At 69.4% G+C, this 21978-nt stretch carries 14 protein-coding genes; 8 read left to right on the top strand and 6 right to left on the bottom strand.

Features of this window, described 5'->3' with window-relative positions; genetic code table 11:
* Nucleotides 1-9: 9 nt before the first annotated feature.
* Entirely contained in the window at nt 10-1320 is a 1311-nt protein-coding gene (locus tag BM417_RS31985; RefSeq protein ID WP_093602278.1) for a cytochrome P450, read from the bottom strand.
* A 182-nt stretch (nt 1321-1502) separates the two neighbouring features.
* Between BM417_RS31985 and BM417_RS31980 the strand changes: the two genes are divergently transcribed.
* Both BM417_RS31980 and BM417_RS31975 read left to right on the top strand, forming a co-directional pair.
* Nucleotides 1503-2321, top strand: coding sequence for an SAM-dependent methyltransferase (locus BM417_RS31980; protein WP_093602760.1), 819 nt, complete (start codon nt 1503-1505; stop codon nt 2319-2321).
* A gap of 174 nt (nt 2322-2495) precedes the next feature.
* On the top strand, nt 2496-4508 hold the full coding sequence (locus BM417_RS31975) for a putative bifunctional diguanylate cyclase/phosphodiesterase (protein ID WP_245822294.1): 2013 nt from the start codon (nt 2496-2498) through the stop codon (nt 4506-4508).
* Here the strand turns inward: BM417_RS31975 and BM417_RS31970 are convergent.
* Together BM417_RS31970 and BM417_RS31965 are read right to left on the bottom strand one after the other, a co-directional pair.
* On the bottom strand, nt 4505-5503 hold the full coding sequence (locus BM417_RS31970) for an alpha/beta hydrolase (RefSeq protein WP_093602274.1): 999 nt from the start codon (nt 5501-5503) through the stop codon (nt 4505-4507). The two genes, BM417_RS31975 and BM417_RS31970, sit on opposite strands and share 4 nt — an antisense overlap.
* Before the next feature lie 17 nt (nt 5504-5520).
* Nucleotides 5521-6834 carry a cytochrome P450 gene (locus BM417_RS31965; protein ID WP_093602272.1) on the bottom strand — a complete coding sequence of 438 codons (1314 nt, stop codon included), beginning with the start codon at nt 6832-6834 and terminating at the stop codon, nt 5521-5523.
* 164 nt (nt 6835-6998) lie between these two features.
* On the opposite strand from BM417_RS31965, the gene BM417_RS31960 reads away from it, so the two are divergent.
* Together BM417_RS31960 and BM417_RS31955 are read left to right on the top strand one after the other, a co-directional pair.
* Nucleotides 6999-7814, top strand: coding sequence for an SAM-dependent methyltransferase (locus tag BM417_RS31960; protein WP_093602758.1), 816 nt, complete (start codon nt 6999-7001; stop codon nt 7812-7814).
* Between the two features lie 208 nt (nt 7815-8022).
* Nucleotides 8023-10032, top strand: coding sequence for a putative bifunctional diguanylate cyclase/phosphodiesterase (locus BM417_RS31955; protein ID WP_245822293.1), 2010 nt, complete (start codon nt 8023-8025; stop codon nt 10030-10032).
* 46 nt (nt 10033-10078) lie between these two features.
* Here the strand turns inward: BM417_RS31955 and BM417_RS31950 are convergent, their stop codons facing one another.
* The gene (locus BM417_RS31950; RefSeq protein WP_093602268.1) at nt 10079-11026 is read right to left on the bottom strand and encodes a chitinase; all 948 of its coding nucleotides are present in this window, start codon (nt 11024-11026) and stop codon (nt 10079-10081) included.
* Between the two features lie 173 nt (nt 11027-11199).
* Here BM417_RS31950 and BM417_RS31945 point away from each other — a divergent pair, with 173 nt between their 5' ends.
* Both BM417_RS31945 and BM417_RS31940 read left to right on the top strand, forming a co-directional pair.
* Nucleotides 11200-14337: an ATP-dependent helicase gene (locus BM417_RS31945; protein WP_093602266.1), complete on the top strand. Its 3138-nt coding sequence runs from the start codon at nt 11200-11202 to the stop codon at nt 14335-14337.
* Between the two features lie 97 nt (nt 14338-14434).
* Nucleotides 14435-17788, top strand: a complete 3354-nt coding sequence (locus BM417_RS31940) for an ATP-dependent helicase (protein ID WP_093602264.1) — start codon at nt 14435-14437, stop codon at nt 17786-17788.
* A 597-nt stretch (nt 17789-18385) separates the two neighbouring features.
* On the opposite strand, the gene BM417_RS31935 is transcribed toward BM417_RS31940, so the two are convergent.
* Both BM417_RS31935 and BM417_RS31930 read right to left on the bottom strand, forming a co-directional pair.
* The gene (locus BM417_RS31935; RefSeq protein ID WP_177320709.1) at nt 18386-18925 is read right to left on the bottom strand and encodes a hypothetical protein; all 540 of its coding nucleotides are present in this window, start codon (nt 18923-18925) and stop codon (nt 18386-18388) included.
* Between the two features lie 76 nt (nt 18926-19001).
* Nucleotides 19002-19382 carry a DoxX family protein gene (locus BM417_RS31930; protein WP_093602260.1) on the bottom strand — a complete coding sequence of 127 codons (381 nt, stop codon included), beginning with the start codon at nt 19380-19382 and terminating at the stop codon, nt 19002-19004.
* A gap of 62 nt (nt 19383-19444) precedes the next feature.
* Here BM417_RS31930 and BM417_RS31925 point away from each other — a divergent pair, with 62 nt between their 5' ends.
* Nucleotides 19445-20869, top strand: coding sequence for a M20/M25/M40 family metallo-hydrolase (locus BM417_RS31925; RefSeq protein WP_245822292.1), 1425 nt, complete (start codon nt 19445-19447; stop codon nt 20867-20869).
* Nucleotides 20866-21909: a potassium channel family protein gene (locus tag BM417_RS31920; protein ID WP_093602256.1), complete on the top strand. Its 1044-nt coding sequence runs from the start codon at nt 20866-20868 to the stop codon at nt 21907-21909. The genes BM417_RS31925 and BM417_RS31920 overlap by 4 nt, the downstream gene beginning before the upstream one ends.
* Nucleotides 21910-21978 lie beyond the last annotated feature (69 nt).

Here is a 21978-nt window from a genome sequence, read left to right as displayed (position 1 = left end):
ACCTTCCGGCTAGTTGCGGGGGACGGCCTTCATGAGCAGGCCGTTCGGGTACGGCGCGGACGTGAACTTCACGCGCGCCGGACGGGTGGGGACCAGGCGCCAGCGTGCCGCGATGGTCGCGAGGGTGATGACGATCTCGGTCTGGGCGAACGTGTTGCCGAGGCACTGGCGGTTGCCGCCGCCGAACGGGATGAACGCGCCGCGCGGTAAGGCGGCGGAGAACTCCGGGGTCCAGCGGTCGGGCCAGAAGCGTTCCGGTGAAGGGAAGTAGCGTTCGTCGTGGTGCAGGGCGTGCGGGCTGACGATCACCTCGGCGCCCGCGGGCAGGGAGACGTCGCCGAGCTGTACCTCGGTGAGCGTCCGGCGCATCACGAACCAGATCGGGTACTTCCGCAGCGTCTCCTGCCCGATCCGGGCGGTGTAGGTCAAGGACGGCACGTCGGCGAACGTCACCGGGCGGTCGCCCACGACGGAGTCGACCTCCTCGTGCAGGCGGCGTTCGATCTCCGGGTCGTCGCCCACCTCGTACAGCGCCCAGGCCAGTGCGATCGCCGTGGTCTCGATGCCCGCGGTGAGCAGGGTCAGGACCTCGTCGTAGGTCTGCTGGTCGGTCATGCGGGTGCCGTCTTCCTCGGCCAGCAGCAGCATGGAGAGGACGTCGCCGTTGTCGGTGCCGTCGGCGCGCCAGCTCTCGATCACTTGCAGCACAACGGCTTTCATGCGGGCGATGGCCGCGTCGAACTCCTTGTTGCCCGGCAGCGGGAGTTTCTCGACGAACGTGGGGGACAGCGCGCGGATCATGCCTTGCTGGATGACCGTGAAGATGGACCTGCGGACCTCCGCGACCGCGCGCTTGCCGATCTCCGTCGAGAAGAGCGTCTCGCCGACGATGGTGACCGCGAGCTCCTGCATGTCGTTCTCGATCGTGCGGATCTCGCCTGGTTGCCAGCGCGCAGCCAGCGAAGAAGCAGCACGAGCCATCGTCGAGGCATAGGCTTCAATCCGTTCCCGATGGAAGGCCGGCTGCATCATCCGGCGTTGGCGCAGGTGGTACTCGCCGTTCGACAGCAGCAGCCCCGTCCCGAGATACGGCTGGAACTTGTCGAACATGGCGCCCTTGCGGAACTTCGATCCTTGCGACACAAGCACTTCGTGAGTCAGCGAAGGACTCGTGACGAAGTGCGCGTGCAGCGGGCCGAGGTCCAGGCGCACCACGTCGCCGTGTTCGCGCAACGCGTCGGTGAACTTGGCGCGGTGGGCGAGCATCGACGGGGTGTGCCCGAGCAGCGGCCAGCGGCGAGGAGCCACCGGGACGGGCACTCGGACTCCTGAGGAGTTGGGCCGAATGGGGACGGACCACCCTAGGAGCCGTTTGGGGGAAGACGACAGTGCCTGAACGGGTGGTTCGCCATCACTCTGATGGTTCAGTGCGCACGCCGCTCGGGTGACTAAGCTCGTGCGTCATCCCCGAACCGCCACGTAAGACCGAAGAGGTGTTCCCCGTGGCAGAAACCCAGAACTGGGTACCGCTCGGCATCGACACGAACGTCCCGAGCATGGCCCGCGTCTACGACTACATCCTCGGCGGCGCCCACAACTTCGCCGCGGACCGGCAGGTCGGTTCCCAGATCGAGACCCTGGTGCCAGGGCTGCGCCACGTCGCCAGAGTCAACCGAAGATTCCTCGGCCGTGCCGTGAACTTCATGATGGATCAGGGGATTCGCCAGTTCCTCGACATCGGTTCCGGCATCCCGACCGTCGCGAACGTGCACGAGGTCGCGCAGGAACGCGACCCGGCCGCGCGCGTCGTCTACGTCGACAAGGACCCCATCGCCGTCGCGCACAGCGAATTGATGTTGGCTGACAACAGGAACGCCGCCGTGGTGAATGCCGACATGCGCGACCCGGACGCCGTGCTGTCGAGTCCCGAGGTGAGGCGGTTGCTGCGCCGCGACGAACCGGTCGGCCTGTTGATGCTGCTCATGATGCACTGGGTGCCCGACGAGGACGGCCCGGAGAAGCTCGTCGCCCGCTACCGCGACGCGCTGCCCGCTGGCAGTTTCCTGGCGATGACGCACGTGGCGAGGGACCAGATCGACGACAACGTCGACCAGGCCGCCGCCGTGGTGAACCGCAGCAAGAGCGCAGACCAGATGCACATGCGCACGCACGCGCAGGTCAGCGCGTTGTTCGAGGGGTTTTCCCTGGTGGAGCCCGGTTTGGTCGGCTGCGGGGAGTGGCGCCCGTTCGGACCTGGGGATTTCGCCGACGAGGCGTCCATGAACATGTTCTTGTACGCTGGGGTCGGTCGTAAGGACTGAAACCACGCTGTAGTGTCGGAGGATCACACGGTTGGCGCAGTGGGCGTCGACTGCCGGTGGGTAAACTGCCGGACACTCTCCAACCCATACAGGGCAACGGGAATGACGAATCCAAGCCGAAGACCCGATGCCGCTCCACCTTCGGACACCGCCGCCGTCCGAGCGCGAGAAGCCTTGTCGCGCAAGTGGAGCTACCTGCTCAGCAGCGTCGTCGTAGTCGCGCTGAGCAGGGATGAGCTGGACGCCGAACTGGGCGCCCAGCTCGACGCATTGTGCGCGGCGCTGCACAGCGAACCGTTCGACCCTGCTCCGTTCGAGGAGATGGGCGAACGGCTCGTCGCTCTCGGCTACGTGAACGAACCCGGCCTCAAGCGCACCGTCGACGTCCTCGGCAAAGGCTTGCTGGCGCTGGAGGAGTTCAGCGCGAGCGACCAGCACACCGTCCGCGTCGTCGGCGGCATCGGTGCGCTGACGTGCGGCTTCACCACGGCGCGGGCGCGTTCGATCCTGGACCAGCAGGAGAGCATGCAGCGTTCGCTGCTCAAGGCCGCCCATGACGCGCAACGGGATCAGCGCCAGAGCGAGGCGAAGTTCGAGGGCATCGCGACCTCGTCCACCAACGGCGTCCTGATCGTCGGCCTCGACGGGCGCCTCGCGTGGGGCAACGAGTCGATCGCCGTGATCATCGGACGTCCGCCGGAGCCGGGCACCCGGCTCGTCGAGCTCATCGCGCCGACGTCGATCGTCGTGTTCCGCGAGATGATGGAACGGGTCCTCTCCGAACGCGACGAGTTCGAGCGGGAACCGATGCAACTCCTGCGCGGCGACGGCGAGTTCGCCAAGGTGACGCTCACGGCGTCGCTGCTGCGGGACGACGAGGGCAAGCCCAGTCACGTCCTCGTGATGGCGGACGACGACACGGAACTGGCGCTGCTGCAAGGAGAACTGCGCCGCCAGTCGCTGCACGACGTGCTGACGGGACTGCCGAACCGGCAGTTCTTCACCACCCACCTGGAAACCGTGCTGCGCAGGGCCGACCCCGAGTTCGGCGTGACCATCTTCCACCTCGACCTCGACGCGTTCGGCCTGGTGTGCAACAGCCTCGGCGCTCGGGTCGGCGAACACCTGCTCCAGCACGTCGCGCGCAGGCTGCGGACCGTGATGTCGCACGAGCAGACCATGATCGCGCGGTTCGACGGCGACGAGTTCGGCATCGTCGTGGAGAACACCGCCCTGACCCCGGACATCGCGACCACGATGGCGACCATCAACGCCGAACTGGGCGAACCGACCTATGTGGACGGTCACGGCCTCGCGGTGTCGGTGAGCGCGGGCGTGGTGCACCGGCCGTTGTCCGACGTCGACCCGGTGGAACTGCTGCGCACGGCCGATCTGGCGTTGCGGCAGGCCAAGCGCGACCGCCGCGGGCAGTGGGAGTTGTTCCACACCAGCGAGGACGCCGACGGACGGCGGGACGCCGCGCTGGCCGTGGTGATGCCGGGAGCGTGGGAACAGGGCGACATCGGCGTGGTCTACCGGCCCGTGCGCGAGCTGGCGACCGGCGACCTGGCAGGCGTCGAGGCGTTGCTGCACTGGGATCTGTCCGACCGCTGCGCCGCACTCGCGGACGAGAGCGGGCTCATCCTGCCGATGGGCGAGTGGCTGATCAGGATCGCGGCCGGCCAGGCGCAGTGGTGGCGCCAGCGCGGCGAGCTCGACCAGCAGTTCGGCGTGCGGCTCACGCACCACCAGTCGACCGACGCGGACCTGGTGTCACGGGTGGCGAAGGTGCTGGAGGAGACCGGGATGCCGCGCGGCAGGCTGACGCTGAGCATGCCGGTCGGCGTGCTGGGCGTGGCCGACGCGGCGGACAGCCTGAGCACGCTCGCGGACATGGGAGTGCGGATCGCGCTCGCCGACTTCGGGCTCGGGCCGCGCGACCTCGCCTGGCTCTCGGAACTGCCGGTGGTGTCCGTGCTCGTGCCGCACGACCTGGCGCGGCGGCAGGATCCTCGTTCCGCCGCACTGGTCCCGGCCGTGCGCGAACTCGGCATCACCCTCTGCGTCGACGGCATCGAGACCGCCGAGCAGGCCAAGTGGTGGACGGAAATGGGCGCCGACCTCGCGATCGGCGCCCACCTCGGTTCCCCGCTCGACGCGGGAGAGTTCCTGCAGAACTTGGTCTAGATCGTGCGCTGCCAGGCGACTACGGCGTCGTGGTAGCGCGCGGCGGCGTTCGTGTCGAAGTTGAAGACGTGCCCGTACCCGTTGACTACGAAGCCGTCCAGCCGCGGTGCCCTGGGGTAGAACGGCCTCTCGGACCTGACCAGCGCGTCCGACGACGAGCAGTCGGCGCCGAGCGGCGGGGTGCCGCAGAAGTAGTCGGCCGAGGTCTGGACGGTCATCACCGGCACGTCGATGAGGGCGCTCACGGGCAGCACGAGGTTCGACATCAGGGCGGTGGTGACGAACTCACCCGCCGAGACGACGTCCTTCGTGGCCTCGTCGAGGTCCACGACCGCGGGCACGTTCGGGCCCGGCGCGTGGAACATGGTGTAGCGGCTTCCCGGCACCGTGGTCAGGTAGCCGACGTCGAGACCGCGCAGGCTCAGCTTCGCGTCGAGCGGCGCGGGGATCAGGTTGGTCAGCGCGGGCACGGCCCTGATGTAGTCCCACTGGTGCGTCATGCCGGTGACCAGGACGCCGTCCACGTCGCGGTACCTGCCCGCCTCCGCCATCGCGATGGCCGAGCCGATCGAGTGCCCGCCGACCAGCACCTTGGAGAACCGCGGACGCAGGTTCTGAATGACCTGGTGCACCGCCTCGGCCTGGTTCGGGACGTCGACCAGGATGCTGAGCGGCTTGGTGCTCTTCCCGGAGCCGATCCGGTCCACGACCATGGTCGCGACGCCCGCGCCGTTCATCGCCCGCGTGACCGAGCGGGTCTCGCCTTCCACCGGGATGTCCCAGTACCCGCCGGTGTACGTGCCGCCGGGGATGAGCACCTGGACCGTCGTGGCCCCCTGCGGGACGCACAGCCTGCCGTACATCGTCTGCCGGATGAGCCCGAACTGAACGGGCGTGTACACGTCCTCACAACTGGTCTGCGCGGCGCTCGCCTGCGTGGGTACCGGTATGAACGCGGCGAGCAGCACGGCGGCACAGAGCCGACGGAAACGCATGGGGGAACAACCTCCAGCTAGCGGGGGACGACCTTCATCATCAGGTCGTTGGGGTAGGCCGCATTGGTGAACTTGGTGCGCACGGGCCGGTCGGGGACCAGCCGGTAACGCGAGCAGACCGTCGCCACCACGATGGCGATCTCGGTCAGCGCGAAGTGGTTTCCGATGCACTGGTGGACGCCGCCGCCGAACGGGACGTACGCGCCCTTCGGCAGCAGCGCGGCGCGTTCGGGCGTCCAGCGGTCCGGGTCGAAGCGCTCGGGGTCCGGGAAGTGCGCGGGGTCGTGGTGCATCGTGTACGGGCTGAGGATCACCTCGGTGCCCGGTGCCAGGACGGCGCCGCCGAGCTCGACCTCCTCGGCCGTGCGGCGCATGACGAGCCAGAGCGGGTACTTGCGCAGGACCTCGTTCGCCACCTGGCCGAGGTACGTCAGCTTCGGCACGTCGTCGATCGTCACCTGACGCCCGGCCAGCACGTCGTCGATCTCCGCCTGAACCCGTTGCTCCACCTCGGGGTTGGCGGCGATCTCGTGGAAGATCCAGGCCAGTGCCAGCGCGGTGGTCTCGATCCCCGCGGTCAGCAGCGTGACGACCTCGTCGAAGACCTGCTCGTCGGTCATCGGTTCGCCGGTCTCGGGATCCCTGGCGGCCAGCAGCATCGTCAGCAGGTCGCCGTGGTCGGTGTCATCGTCGCGCCGGCTCTCGATGACCTCGTGCACGATGGCGCGCATCCGGGCGATGGCCTCGTCGAACTCGCGGTTGGCCGGAATGGGCAGCTTCTCGACGAACCCCGGCGAGAGCGCGCGCAGGATGCCGTTCTTGATGATCACGAAGACCGACCGGCGGGCCTCGTCGATCGCCTTCTCACCGATCTCGGTGGAGAACAGCGACTCGCCGACGATCGTGACGGCGAGGCCCTGCATGTCGGCCTCCAGCTGCCGCACCTCGCCGGGCCGCCAGCCGTCCAGCAGGTCGAGCGCCGCGCGGGACATGATCTCCGCGTAGCCCGCGATCCGGTCGCGGTGGAACGCCGGCTGCATCATCCGGCGCTGGCGCAGGTGGAAAGCCCCGTTCGACAATGCCAGGCCGTTGCCGACGAACGGGCGGAACTTGTCGTACATCCGGCCTTTGTGGAACTTCGGCGCGTCGGTGACGAGCACCTGATGCGTCAACTTCGGGCTGGCGACGAAATAGGTCCGCATCGGCCCTAAGTGGACTTCGACGAGATCACCCTGACCTCGCAGATTCCCGGTGAATGCGAATCTTTTCCTGAGCATAGGCAACGAATGCCCGAGAAATGGCAGCCTGCCGGGTGCCACCGGGACGGACATCTTCGCTCCTCGCGAGGCGGAAAGAGATCGGGCCACCCTATGAGTCGTTCGGGGCAGAGTGACAGTGCCCGATCGGGTGGCGTGCGTTCACACTTGCGGCGTAGTCGAGTGCGCTTTGTGCATGACTAAGCTAGTGCGTCCGCAACCTGAAGAGGGTGATCCCCGTGTCCAGCGAGCAGAACTGGATTCCACAGAGCGTGGATGTTTCCGTGCCCAGTGCGGCGCGGGTCTACGACTACCTGCTCGGGGGTGCGCACAACTTCGCGGTCGACCGCGTGATGGGCGACAAGGCCGAGCAGATGATGCCGCACTCCCGCAGCGCGGCCAGGCTCAACCGGGCCTTCCTGCGCCGCGCGGTGCGGTTCATGACCGAGCAGGGCGTGCGCCAGTTCCTGGACATCGGCTCGGGCATCCCGACCGTGGCCAACGTGCACGAGGTCGCGCAGGAGGAGGCGCCCGAGTGCCGCGTCCTGTACGTGGACCGCGATCCCGTCGCCGTCGCGCACGGCGAGCTGATCGTCGCCGGCAACGACCGGGTCGGCGTGCTGCAGGCCGACATGCGCGATCCGGAGAGCATCCTGAACAGCGGTGAGCTGAACCGGCTGCTCGACCTGGACCAGCCGGTCGGGCTGCTGATGCTGTTCATGGTGCACTGGGTGCCGAACGAGGCCGATCCGCAGAGCCTGCTCAAGCGCTACCGGGAGGCCCTGCCCAGCGGGAGCTACCTGGCGATCTCGCACATGGCCGGCGACCACGTCAACGACGAGGCCAGGGCCGTGACCGACAGGATGAGCAAGTCGGGCGGCGGCGCCGTCACCTATCGCGACCGCGACGAGATCGAGGGCTTCTTCGGTGATTTCGAACTGGTCGAGCCCGGACTGGTCAAGTACGCCGAATGGCGACCTGCCGGTCCTGGCGACATCTCGGATGATCCGGCGGTGAACAAGATCGCGTTCGCCGGCGTCGGACGGAAGCCATAACGATTATCGATGGTGTGAAGTTGATTCACGCGGCCGGTTGAGGCGTGAGCGACTGTGCGTGGGTAAACTGCCGGGACCTCCGAGCCTTTGCGAGGCTGCCCGAATGTCCAACCCGGGTCGAATCCCTGGTGTAACGCCCTCGCCTCAGGACAATGCGCGGGCGCGGATGACTCTTGCCCGCAAATGGTCATATCGCCTGCTCGGAGCGGTGGCCATTCCGCTGGGACGCGAAGATCTCGACCAGGAACTGAGCATCCGGCTCGACGCGTTGTGTTCGATGTTGCACGAAGAACCGTTCGTCACTGCCCCGATCGAGGTCGCCGGCGCTGATTTGGCGACGCTAGGTCACCTCGGGAAGTTCGGGCTGCGCTGCACGAGCGAGGTGCTCGGCAAGGGGCTGCTCGCGCTGCCGGAGTTCCAGCCGGTGCAGCGATACGCGGAACGGATCGCGCTCGCGATGGGCGCGCTCGGCGCCGGCTTCACCGCGGCCAACGCCGAGTCGGTGCTCGCGCAGCAGGAGAGCATGCAGCGCTCGTTGCTCAAGGCGGTCCGCGACGCGAACTGGAACCTCAGGGAGAGCGAGGCCCGGTTCAACGAGGTGGTCACCGCGTCCACCAACGGCGTGCTGATCGTCGACCTCGACGGCCGGCTGCGCCAGGTGAACGGGGCCATCGGCCAGATCCTCGGGCTCACCTCGGACGAGCTCACCGGCACGCCGCTGCTCGACCTGATCGAGCCCGCCTTCACCGAGATGCTGCGGGAGGCGATGACCGAGCTCGCCGGCGGTGTCGTCGACCGCGTCCGGCAGTCGCAACGGTTGCTGCGCAAGGACGGCGAGTCCGCGCGGGTCACGCTGACGGCGTCGCTGCTGCGCGGTGCCGACAACAAGCCGATGCACTTCGTCGTGGTGGTCGAGGACGGCACCGAACTGGCGTTGCTGCAGAGCGAGCTCAAGCGGCAGGCGCTGCACGACGTGCTGACCGGGCTGCCGAACCGCCAGTTCTTCACCACCCAGCTGGAGATCGCGCTGCGCAGGGCCGATCCCGCGCACGGCATCACCGTCCTGCACCTCGACCTCGACGCGTTCGGCATGGTGTGCAACAGCTTCGGCGGCCGGGTCGCCGAACGGCTGCTCCAGCACGTCGCCCAGCGGCTGCGGGTGCTGATGGCCGGCGAGAAGGCCATGATCGCCCGGTTCGACGGCGACGAGCTCGCGCTCCTCGTGGAGAACAACGCGAACACGCCGTCCATCGGCACGATCATGAAGAGCATCAACGACGACCTGAACGAACCGACCTATGTGGACGGTCACGGGCTCGCGGTGTCGGTGAGCGCCGGGGTCGTGCACCGGCCGTCGAGCGACATGGAGCCGGTGGACCTGCTGCGCGCGGCGGACACGGCGCTGCGCAGGGCCAAGGTGCGCAGGCGTGGCCAGTGGGAGGTCTTCCACACGGGCCAGGACGCTGAGGAACGCCGTGACCACGCGATGGCCGTGACGATGCCGGGCGCGTGGGAGAACGGCGAGATCACCGTGCGGTACCGGCCGATCGTGCGGCTGGCCGACGGCGTGGTCACCGGCGTCGAGGCCGGACTGCGCTGGGACCGGCCGGAGTCCGGCGTGCTGGAGCACGACCGGGTCGCGGGCCTGGCCGAGCAGACCGGGCTGATGCTGCCGCTCGGCGAGTGGCTGTTCCGCGTCGCCGCCGGTCAGTCTGTGTGGTGGCGGCAGCGTGGCCAGTTCGACCGGCTGCTGGCCGTCCGTCTCACCGCGCACCAGTCGTCCGACGCGGACCTGGTCTCCCGCATGGTCGGCGTGCTGGAGGAGACGAGTCTGCCGGTCGAGGGCCTGGCGATCGGCATGCCCGCCGGGGTGCTGTCGCTGACCGACGCCGCGGACAACCTCGCGACGCTTGCGGGCATGGGTGTCCACATCGTGCTCGACGACTTCGGCCTGGGGCCGCTGGATCCGGCTGTGGTGGCCGATCTGCCGGTGAAGTCGGTGCGGGTGGCTCGGGATCTGGTTGAGCGCCGCTCTCCGTACGTCGCGGCGCTGCTGCCGTTGGTGCGGCAGGCCGGTGTGACGGTCGTGGTCGACGGGATCGGCGGCGCGGAGCAGGCTCAGTGGTGGCGTGACGCCGGTGCGGACTTCGCGACCGGCGACCACTTCGGGGCGGCCCGTGAGCCTGGTGAGTTCCTGGAGGGTTTGGAACTCCGGTGACCGGACGGGGTCGGGGTCACGTCCGGCCACCGGAGGAGTTCGTGGTCTAGCCAGTGAACCTGGCCAGCGCCTTGGTGAATTCGTAGGTCTGCTGGTTGATGCCGCTGCATGAGGAGCTCATTGCCCCGCAGTTACCGCGGTCCCGGTTCACGGCCCAGAACGAGACGCGCGACAGGTGCTTGGAGTTCGACCAGGCCACGATGTCGCGGAAGTTCTGCGGGGTGACGGTCTCGCCGGTGTCGGTCTTGCCGTTCATCGACGACAGGCCGCTGCGCCGGTACGCCGCGTCGTCCGTGAGGCCGAACGTCGACTTGACGTGGTTCTTCAGGCCGTCGACGGCGCTCTTGGTGTACGCGAACATGTCACCGCCGCTGCCCCAGTCGAACGGCATGACGGCCCACGTGTCGATCGGCGCGCCGAGTTCCTTGGCCCGCGTGATCAGGCGCTTGCCCCAGGAGTTCGGGCCGGTGCGGTCGGTCGGCATGGTGACGACCGTCTTCACACCGGGGTTGTTCTGCTTGATGATCTTCAGCGCGCCGAGGACCCGGTCCTGCGTGGTGTTGTTCTCGAACTCCGCCGCCTCGATGTCGATGTCGATCGCCTTGAGCGCGTAGGCGTCGATCACCTTCTGATAGGCGCCCGCGAGCGCACTGGCGGAACTGCAGAACTGGCCGAGCTTGTTGCCGGACCAGCCGCCGATCGACGGCACCGCGTCACCGCCGGCCGCGCGGATGTTGTTGATCAGGGTCTTGTCCGACCCGGTCAGCGAGCGGCTGCCGTCCCACTTCGGGTTGCAGGTGCCGTCGCTCAGGATGAACGCGAGGGTGAACGACTTGATGCCCGTCTGCTGCATCACCGTGGCGGGGTTGGGCTGACCACCCCACTGGTAGAGGTACGGAGCCGCGAGCACGGGGTTGACGGCCGCCTGTGCGGTCGTGGGCAGCATGATCGCCGCGCACGTGGCAGCGACAGCGCCGACGAGGAACCGCTTCATCAGTCCTCCAAGACTGCTCGGTCCAGGGCGGCGGAGCTGGCAGTGAGGGGGCTCACAACGTCTTCAAAAATGGACTAGACCATCACTATCTGTCAAGAAGGTAGACGAAATCGGCCGCGCCTCGTCCGGCAGGCTTTGACGATCTTGTCGGTGCCGCGTGGTGCAATCGAGTCGTGCCACTTCCACCCCAGCTGGTCCGCCGGAAGCCGGAGACGCGCCCGCGTCCCCGGTGGGACGCCGCTGCCCAGCGGGTCTTCGAGCACGAGGGCTTTGTCCGGGTGCTCGGCGGGCCCGGCACCGGCAAGACGACGTTGCTCGCCGAACTGGCCGCGCACGTCGTGCTGGAGCACGGGGCCGATCCCGAGAACGTCCTCGTGCTGACGGCGAACAGGCGCGCGTCCGTGGCGTTGCGCGCGCAGATCACGCAGCTGTTGACGGGACATCTGTCGGCGATTCGCGAGCCGTTGGTGCGGACCGTGCACTCCTACGCGTTCGCGGTGCTGCGCAACCAGGCGGTGCTGCTCGACGAGCCGCCGCCGCGGTTGCTGTCCGGGCCGGATCAGGACGCGATGGTGCGCGAACTGCTCGCCGGTGACGTCGAGCTGGGCGCGTTGAAGTGGCCGGAGCGGTTGCGGCCGGCGCTGGAGCTGCCGGGGTTCGCCCACGAGCTGCGGGATCTGCTGCTGCGGGCGGCGGAACGCGGTCTCGGGCCGGAGGACCTGATCGAGCTCGGCGAGCAGCACGGGCGGGACGAGTGGGTGGCCGCCGGGCGGTTCGGGGCGCAGTACGAGGCGGTGAACCTGCTGTCCGGCATGGACTCCGCGACGGCGTACGCCCCCGCCTACGACGCGGCCGAGCTGGTGTCGTCGGCCTACGCGGCGTTCGTGAACGACGAGGACCTGCTGTTCGGCGAACGGCGGCGCGTGCGGTACCTGCTGGTAGATGACGCGCAGCACCTCGATCCGATGCAGTACTCGCTGATCCGCTCGCTCGGGTCGGGGGCCGCGCGGTTCGTGCTGGCCGGCGATCCGGACCAGGCGATCTTCACGTTCCGCGGCGCCGACCCGGAGATCCTGCGGGACGCCGACGGCGAGACCGTGGTGCTGCGGCAGTCGCACCGGATGATGCCCGAGGTCCGGGACGCGGTGGCCCGGCTGGCGGCCCGTCTGCCCGGTGCTTCTCCTGCGCGCCTGGTGGAGCCGGTCGAGGGTGAGGGGTCCGTGCAGGTGAGGTTGCTCGCGTCGTCCGCGCAGGAGGCGACGTGGGTGGCGGACCAGTTGCGGCGCTCCCACCTGGCCGATGAGGTGCCGTGGTCGCAGATGGCCGTGGTGGTGCGGTCGGCGACGTTGTCCTTGCCGGTGCTGCAACGGGCTTTGCTCGCCGCCGGTGTGCCGGTGTCCGTGGCGTCGGACGAGTTGCCGTTGGCGCAGCAGCCTTCCGTACGTCCGTTGCTCGCCTTGGTTCGTGCCGCGGCCGCGCCTGGAACGTTGGACGAGGACACGGCGGCCATGTTGCTGTCGTCGTCCTACGGCGGCGCGGATCCGTTGGCGTTGCGGCGGTTGCGGCGTGGTCTGCGGCGGCTGGAGATGGCGGCGGGCGGGGACAGGCCGAGCGGTGACCTGCTGGTCGAGGTCGTGGAGACCGCGGACCGGCTGGCGGCGCTGGAGGACGCGGAGTCGTTGCCCGCGCGGCGGATCGGGCACCTGCTGGCGTTGGCGCGCAAGGCGATCGAGGCGGGGAAGTCCGTCGAGGTCGTGCTGTGGGACCTGTGGACCGCGACCGGCCTGCAGGATCGCTGGGTGGCGCAGTCGGCCCGGCGCGGGATGCCGGGCATGCAGGCGGACCGCGACCTCGACGCGATCGTGGCGTTGTTCGAGGCGGCCGCGAAGTACGTCGACCGGCTGCCGGGGTCGGGGGTCGCCGGGTTCGCGGACTACCTGGAGTCGCAACGGATCGTGGGCGACACGCTGGCCGCCTCCGCCCCGACCGGGGAGGCGGTGTCCGTGCTGACGGCGCACTCGGCGGCCGGGCGCGAGTGGGAGGTCGTCGCGGTGCCCGGTGTGCAGGAGGGCAGCTGGCCTGATTTGCGGCTGCGCGGCACGGTTCTGGGCGTCGAACGCATGGTGGACGTGCTGGCCGGGATGGAGCCCTCGGTGTCGGCGGTGGCGCCGATCCTGGCGGAGGAACGCCGGTTGCTGCTGGTCGCGGCCTCGCGGGCCCGGTCGAAGCTGCTGATCAGCGCTGTGCGGGGCGAGGACGAGCAGCCGTCGCGGTTCCTGGACGAGATCGAGTCGTCCGCTGAGGACGAACGGAAGCTGCACCGGCCGCAGCGCGGCCTGGTGCTGGGCGAACTGGTCGGCGAGCTGCGCCGGGTGGTGTGTTCGGACACCGAGGACCCCGATCGCCGGTCCCGGGCCGCCGAGCAGCTGGCCCGGCTGGCGGAGGCGGGCGTGCCCGGTGCGCACCCGGAGTCCTGGTACGGCCTGGCGGAGGTGTCCATCGACGCTCCACTGTGGACGGAAGACCAGAAGGTCAGCGTGACGCCGTCGACCATCGAGGTGATCACGAAGTGCCCGCTGCGCTGGGTCGTGGAGCGGCACGGCGGCCAGGACCCGGCCGAGCTGGCCTCGGTGACGGGCACGCTGGTCCACGCGCTGGCGCAGGCCGCGGCCTCGGGAGCGGACTCCGCGCAGCTGCGGGTGAAGCTGGACGAGGCGTGGGCCGCGGTGGACGCGGGCGCCCCGTGGTTCTCCCGCCGCGAACGTCTGCGCGTGGAGAAGATGCTCGACACGTTCCTCGCGTGGCTGACGATGAGCCGCAGCCAGCTCACGCAGGTCGCGGTCGAGGAGGAGATGGTCGTCGAGGTGCCCAAGCGCGACGGCGGGCCGTGGTTGCAGGTCAGGGGCCGAGTCGACCGTCTCGAACACGACGAGGACGGCCGCCCCGTCGTGATCGACCTCAAGACCGGCAAGAGCCCGGTGTCGCGCGAGGCGTCGCAGGAGCATCCGCAGCTGGCCGTCTACCAGCTGGCGTCGTCGCTGGGCGGCTTCACCCACATCGGACTCGGAACCGAGCCGGGCGGTGCCCGCCTGCTCTACGTGGCGAAGGAGGACAAGAAGACAGGAGCTGTCGAACGCACCCAGGCGCCGTTGGACGAACAGGGCGTGCGGGCGTGGCTGGAGGTCGTGCAGGGTGCCGCTGAGTCGGTGCTCGGGCCGCAGTACACGGCTCGGGAGAACGCGGACTGCGATCGTTGCCCGGCGCGCACGACGTGCCCGGTCCACCCGTCCGGGCGACAGGTCAGTGAGTAAGTACTGTTGACCTGCGCGTTTCTCGCTTCCGAACTGTCGGCGAACACACCGTCCCGGGTGGTGCGGCCGCTGGTGAGCCGGGTAGGAAGATGTACTGGTGACCGTCAGCCCGTTTGAGATCGCTGAGGCGCTCGGGCTGAACAAGCCGACTCCCGAGCAGGCCGAGGTGATCGCCGCACCCGCGCAGCCCGCGCTGGTGATCGCCGGCGCAGGAGCGGGCAAGACCGAGACGATGGCCGCGAGGGTCGTCTGGCTGGTCGCGAACGGGCTCGTGCTGCCCGATCGCGTCCTCGGCCTGACCTTTACGCGCAAGGCCGCGCGTCAGCTCGCGGACCGCGTGCGTGCCCGGCTGCGCAGGCTGGCGGGCTCGTCCCTGCTGGACGAGCTCGATCCCAGCGGCGAGCGCAAGATGGCCGTGCTGACCGGCGAGCCCGTCGTGCTGACCTATCACGCCTACGCGGGGCGCCTGGTCACCGAGCACGGGCTCCGGTTGCCGGTGGAGCCCGGCGTGCGGCTGCTGACGCAGACGGCGTCGTGGCAGCTCGCGCACCGGGTCGTGTCGACGTGGGCGAAGGACCTCGACACGGACAAGGTGCCGGCGACGGTCACCGGGTACCTGCTGTCGCTGGCCGGTGAGCTGGGCGAGCACCTCGTGACGCCCGAGGCGTTGGAGGCGCACGCTCTTGAGCTGTGCGCGTTGATCGAGAACGCGCCGCGTGCACCTCGCCAGCGGGACGCGTTGCCGGAGAAGCTGAAGGAAATCGTTGCGGCGCAACGGTTGCGGGTCGCGATGCTGCCGTTGCTGGACGCGTACCAGCAGCGCAAGCGCAAAGAGGCCGCTTTGGACTTCGCGGACCAGATGTCGCTGGCGGCGCAGCTGGCCTCGTTCGACGAGGTGTCGACCGGGGAACGTGAGCGCTACGGCGCCGTTCTGCTGGACGAGTACCAGGACACCGGGCATGCGCAGCGCGTGCTGCTGCGGTCGTTGTTCGGCGAGGGCGAGCCGATGCCGGTGACGTCGGTGGGCGACCCGGCGCAGGCCATCTACGGCTGGCGCGGCGCGTCCGCGGCGAACCTGCCGCGCTTCGCCGACGACTTCCCGCCGACGCGGAAGTTCGGGCTGCTGACCAGTTTCCGCAACCCGCCCGAGGTCCTGGAACTGGCGAACGCCGTGTCGTTGCCGCTGCGCGAGGCCGGTCTGGACGTCGAGGAGCTGCGCGCTCGGCCGGGGGCGGGGCCTGGCGACGTCCGGCTCGCCCTGCACACCGACATCCGCGCCGAGCTCGACTGGATGGCGGACAACGTCGCCGCGCAGTGGGAAGCGCACCTCGACGCCGAGGGCGTCCCGCCGACCGCCGCCGTGCTGGTGCGCCGCCGTTCGGACATGGCCGCCATCGCCGTGGCGTTGCGCGAACGCGGCCTGCCGGTCGAGGTGGTCGGCCTCGGCGGCCTGCTGGACGAACCCGAGGTGCGCGACCTAGTGTCCGCTCTGCGAGTTCTCGTCGATCCCTTGGCGGGCACCGCCGCCGCTCGGCTGCTGACCGGTTCGCGCTGGCGACTGGCCGCCGTCGACCTTGCTGCTCTGTGGTCACGGGCCCGCGAACTGGCGGGTGTCGCACCGCGACAGTCCGTTGTGGACGATCCGCTGATGGTCCTGGCGGACGCGTTGCCCGGCGAACACGCCGAACAGGCAGGCCTCGCCGACGCCCTGGACGACCCCGGCGACCCCGACGCCTACTCCACCGACGGCTACCGGCGAATCCGGCGGCTCGGCGGCGAGCTGGCGACGTTGCGGCGCAGGCTCGACCAGCCGCTGTCCGAACTCGTCGCCGACGTGGAACGCACGCTGCTGCTCGACATCGAGTCGATGTCGCGTCCCGGCATGGTCGGCCGCGCGCACCTGGACGCGTTCTCCGACGTCGTGACGGACTTCGCCGCCGCCTCCCCGTCCGCGACGCTCCCGTCGTTGCTCGACTACCTCTACACCGCCGAGCACGCGGAAGACGGCCTGGAACCCGGCGAGGTGGAGGTCTCCGAGGACCGCGTGCAGATCCTGACCGTCCACTCGGCGAAGGGCCTGGAGTGGCGGATCGTCGCGCTGCCGCACCTGGTCCGCGACGTGTTCCCGGGCCGCAAGAAGTCCTCGTGCTGGCTCAAGTCCGTAACGGAACTGCCGGCTCCACTGCGTGGTGACTCGGCCGACCTGCCCACGTTGAAGCTGTCCGCCGGCTACAACCGCAAGGAGGTCGACGAGGCGCTGACGATCCACGCGGAGGAGTTCGAAGACCGCCGCCTGGTCGAGGAACGCCGCCTCTTCTACGTCGGCGTGACCCGAGCCGAGCACAGCCTGCTGATGTCGGGCCACTGGTGGGCGGAGGCCGGCGACAAGCCGAAGGGCCCGTCGGTGTTCCTCCAGGAGATGCACGAGGTCCTGCAACGCGACACCGCACCGGGCGACATCTCCGTCTGGACCCCGGAACCCGACGCGGACACCCCGAACCCCCTGGCCGAAGACGTCAAGACCTCGCAATGGCCGGCCGACCCCCTCGGCAAACGCCGCGACGCCGTGGTCGAAGGCGCGACGATGGTCCTCTCAGCCCTGGACGCTCTGCGCAACGCCCCGCCGGCCCCACTCCCGCTGATCTTCGACGAGCCCGAGGTGGTGGACGAGGACTACCCGCCCCCCACCGACGAGCCCCCGGACGACGACTTCCCGCCGGAGCCCGAACCACTCCCCGACGACGTGGTCCCAGACGACCCGGAAATGCCTCTGGACGAGGACCCGGAAGGCTGGGCCCGCGACGTCGACGTGCTGCTGGCAGAACGCGCCGCCTCGCAGAACCGCCGCGAACAGGTAGCCCTCCCAGACCACCTCTCGGTCTCACAACTCGTGGAGCTGGCCAAGGACCCGGACCTGCTGGCCCGCCGCCTGCGCCGCCCACTCCCGTTCCCACCGAACCCGCTGGCCCGCCGAGGCACCGCCTTCCACACGTGGCTGGAGAACCGCTTCGGAGCCACCCGCCTTCTCGACATCGACGAACTCCCCGGAGCCGGCGACGCCGACGCGGCCCCGGACGCGGACCTGGAGAGGCTGAAGGAGTCGTTCCTGGCCAGCGCCTGGGCAGACCGCACCCCGCACGACGTGGAGGTGCCGTTCGAGGCGGAGTTCGACGGCATCTCGGTACGCGGCCGCATGGACGCCGTGTACCGCGACCCGGACGGCTGGACCGTCGTCGACTGGAAGACCGGCGCCGTCCCGGACTCAGATGCCCTGCCCGCGCTGTCGGTGCAGCTTGCCGCGTACCGGCTGGCTTGGGCCGCTCTGGTCGGCGCGCCGTTGGAGCAGGTGCGGGCCGCTTTCCACTACGTGCGGCACGACCACACGGTGCGGCCGGCGGACCTGCTGGAGGAGCAGGGCTTGAAGGACCTGATCCGGTCCGTGGAGTCGTGATGGCGTGGGAGCTGCGGACCGCGTGGGCGGGCCCGTGGGCGCGACCTGCGGCCGGCCGGACTGCGTGAGCTCCGGACTGCGTGAGCTCCGGACTGCGTGAGTTGATCAGTCTGTGGACCATGATCGCGAGTTGTCCACAGGCCGCGGCTGTCTGACCTGCGGTTATGTCCGGTCGGCTAACCTGTGGATAGCCGGGAACCGAAGACGCGTTTCACTCGTTGCGTGACAAGGAAGCGCGCGGGGGCAGCGGCTGCTCGCGGCGGCTGCTCAGACTTGGGGTGCTGCGGCTGTCAGACTCGCGTGCTGCGGCTGCTCAGGATCGGGACTGCTGCCGAGCGGTGCGCGAGGCCTCGGGACCGACGTGCTCGGGGACTTGGGGCCGACGCGCGCGAAGCCTTCAGGGCTGCGGCCGGCTGGTGCACGTGAGGCCCTGGGGTGCTGCCAGCCGGCTGGTGCACGTGAGGCCCTGGGGCGCTGCCAGCCGCCTGGTGCGCGTGAGGCGTGCTGCGGTTGCTCAGACGCGAGGGCGGCTGCTCATGCTTGAGGCCGCTGCCAGCAGGCGTGGCCGAGGCCTGAAGGGCTGTCGGCTCGTGCGCGTCAGGCCTGAGGGCTGCTGCTGGCCGGCGCGTGCGACGCCTTCAGCACCCGTTCGTAGAGCACCTCGAGCAGCCACCGCCCGAACAGCGAGGGCCCGAACTCCGGCGAGCGGTCCTCCGGCGGCACCATGAGGTCGGCGGTGGTGTCGTCGCCCACCACGACGCCGATGCCGTAGTAGTCGAGTTCGATGTACGACCAGGCCTGGGACTCTTCGGTGCGGGGGAGCATCACCGCGCACGGGGCCAGGGTCAGGAGGGTGCCGCACGACTGGAGGGCGCGGTCCGTGGTGGACTCGCTCACCAGGACGCCGACCAGTTCCACTGCGGCCACCGGGAGGCGGTCGTGTGCGTCTGGCTCGAACCACGAGCGGAACCAGGACGGGTCGGCTCTCGGGGGCCAGCCGTTCTCGGTTCTCCACTCGTGCACTTCGGGCAGCAAGCGCACCACCGCGGACACCTGCTGGCCCAGGACGGCGACGTCGGGAACGACGACTCCGTCCCAGCCGAGCGCGGTTGCGGCGCGTTCAAGGAGCGATTGCACAGGGCGCATCCTAAGGTTCCTCGCGCGGAAAATGACAGCGTTTGCGGGACACTTGGTTAAGGATTACCCAGGGTGGTCATGGAGCGCGTTTCGCGACTTTCCACGCCCATGCGACGAGCGGGATCTGCAGCGGCAGGCGGCCGTAGGCGATGGCGCGGGCTTTGGGCGACTTGTCCCGGAAATCCAGAGCCATTTTCACGTTTGCCGGAAACACGGCTACGAACAGCGCTGCGGCGGCGAAGCCGCCCATGCGGCGCGTTCGGGGAGTGGCCACGGCCGCTGCCACGGCGAGTTCGGCCACGCCTGACACGTACGTCCACTGCCTCGGGGTGCCGGGCAACGAGCGGGGGACGATCGCGTCGTAGTACTTCGGCCTGGTGAAGTGGGTGGCTCCGGCCAGGCCTAGCAGTGCGGCGAGCGCCAGCGCCGACCGCGCTCGGGAACGGGTTGGTTCCATGGCGTCACCCTGTCATGCCTACGCCGCGTAGGCGAGGTGGGGCTGGCCTATTCTCCACGGGCGTGGCAGGTGATTCTCGTCATTCCGAACGCGCCGCTGTCGCCGCGCTGACCGATTCCTTCGTCGCCGGGCTCTGCGACTGGATCAGGATTCCGAGCATCGGGGTGGATCCCCGGCATCACGTTGACGTGCGGAGATCTGCCGAGTGGCTCGCCGATCAGCTTCATGCGGACGGGTGGCCGGAGGTCGCGATCTGGGGTGACGGGCCGGCCCTTCCCGCCGTGTTCGCGTGCTGGCCCGCAGCGGATCCGGACGCACCGACCGTGCTCGTTTACGGGCACCACGACGTGCAGCCGGTCGATCCGGTCGAACGGTGGGAGCATCCGCCGTTCGAGCCCGTGATCAGCGGCGATGAGATCAGGGGGCGGGGCGCGAGTGACGACAAGGGGCAGGTCGCGATGCACCTGCTCGCGGTGAAAGCACATCTGGCCGCCACCGGACAGAATGCGCCGAGCGTCACGCTGAAACTCTTCGTCGAAGGCGAGGAGGAATCGGGTTCGCCGCATCTGCGAAAGCTCCTCGAAGATCACCACGACGAACTCGGCTGTGATCTTGTGGTGTTCACCGACACGGCATTGCACGAACGCGAGGCGCCGACGGTCAACACCGGGCAACGGGGTGTTCTCGGCGGCGAGATCACGTTCTTCGGCGGCACCGATGACGTCCATTCCGGGCGTGCGGGCGGCGCGATTCCGAACCCCGCGACGGCGCTCGCGAAACTCGTCGCCGCGTTGCACGACGACGACAACAGGATCCAGCTCGAAGGCTTCTACGACGACGTCCGGGAACCGACCGCGCGGGAACGCGAGGACTACGCGGCGCTGCCGTTCGACGAACGGAAGTGGCTGGCGCACAACGGAGGCGGCGCCCAGGCGACGCACGGTGAGACCGGCTACAGCACGTTCGAACGGATCTGGGTGCGGCCCACCGCCGAGATCAACGGCATCAGCGGCGGCTACACCGGCCCCGGCCTGAAGACGATCGTCCCGGCGTCCGCCACGGCGAAGATCAGCTTCCGGCTCGTGCCCGACCAGCGGCCGGACAGGATCAGGGACCAGCTCGAGCGGTTCGTCGCCCGGCACACGCCGAACGGCATCAGGGCCGTGGTCACCTTCCGCGGCGAGGGCGTCCCGCCGTACGCGATCAGCCCGGACGACCCGGCGAACGAGGCGGTCAAGGACGCCATGGAACTCGCCTTCGACCAGCCCGTGCGGTTCGCGCGGGCCGGCGGATCGGGACCCGCCGCGGTGTTGCGGGAGCGGCTCGGGGTGCCCCTCGTCTACCTCGGCGCGACCTTGCCGGATGATCGCGTCCACGCGCCGAACGAGCGCGTAGTGGTGCCGTTGCTCCTCAAAGGCGCGGAGGCGGCCGCTCACCTGTGGCGGATGCTTGCGAAAGCAGAAATCGCGAAGAGGTTGTCCCGATGAGCCTGTCTGAGGAAGCGTCGCACTCGCTCGTCGGCGTGATCAGGATGCCGGACCAGGCGCAGAGCCCGGCCCGCGCGATCCTCAAGCGCGTTGTCGGAGCGATGGCGGCGCTGCTGCTCGCGGTGCTGATCGTCTACTTGGACCGCGACGGCTATCGCGACGTGAACGAGGACGGCGTGTCGTTGCTCGACGCGTTCTACTACGCGACGGTGTCTCTCTCGACGACCGGCTACGGCGACATCACGCCCGCGTCGTCGTCGGCGCGGCTGATCAACGTCCTGGTCATCACGCCGTTGCGGGTCCTGTTCCTGATCGTGCTGGTCGGCACGACACTCGAAGTTCTCACCGAGCGCTCCCGTCAGGCGTTGCGCATTCAAAAGTGGAGGCGGGTTGTGCGGGACCACGTGGTGGTCGTCGGTTACGGCACGAAGGGACGTTCGGCGGTCGCCGCGCTGCTCGGTGACGGGGTCGAGCCCGGCTCGATCGTCGTCGTCGACACCGTGCAGGAGTCGCTCGACGCGGCGTCCGCCATCGGGCTCGTGACCGTGCATGGGTCCGGTACCCGCAACGACGTGCTGAGGGTGGCCGGTGCGGCCCGTGCGCGTGCGATCGTCGTCGCCCCGAACCGGGACGACACGGCGGTGCTGGTGACGTTGACGGCCCGCGAGCTCGCCCCCAAGGCGCAGATCGTCGCGTCGGTGCGGGAGCGGGAGAACGAGCACCTGCTCAAGCAGTCCGGCGCCGACTCGGTGGTCGTGTCGTCGGAGACGGCCGGTCGCCTGCTCGGCATGGCCACCGCGACGCCGTCCGTCGTGGCGATGGTCGAGGACCTGCTCACGCCGGACGCGGGCCTCGCGATCGCCGAGCGGGACGTCGAGAAGAGCGAGATCGGCGGGTCGCCGCGGCACCTGTCCGACATCGTGCTCGGTGTGGTGCGGGGCAAGACGTTGTTCCGGGTGGACGCTCCGGAGGCGGACGCGATCGAGCCGGGCGACCGGCTGCTCTACGTCAAGAAGGTGACTCCGCCCGGAGAAGAGTGATAGCGGCGCACGCCGTGTAGTCCAATGAGGGGCTCCCCGCGACCGGGGAGCCGTGCCGGCGAACGTTCC

Source organism: Lentzea waywayandensis (assembly GCF_900115955.1).
GTDB lineage: Bacteria > Actinomycetota > Actinomycetes > Mycobacteriales > Pseudonocardiaceae > Lentzea > Lentzea waywayandensis.
The sequence above is the reverse complement of the archived record's forward strand: the minus strand, read 5'-3'. Positions and strand labels throughout refer to the sequence as shown.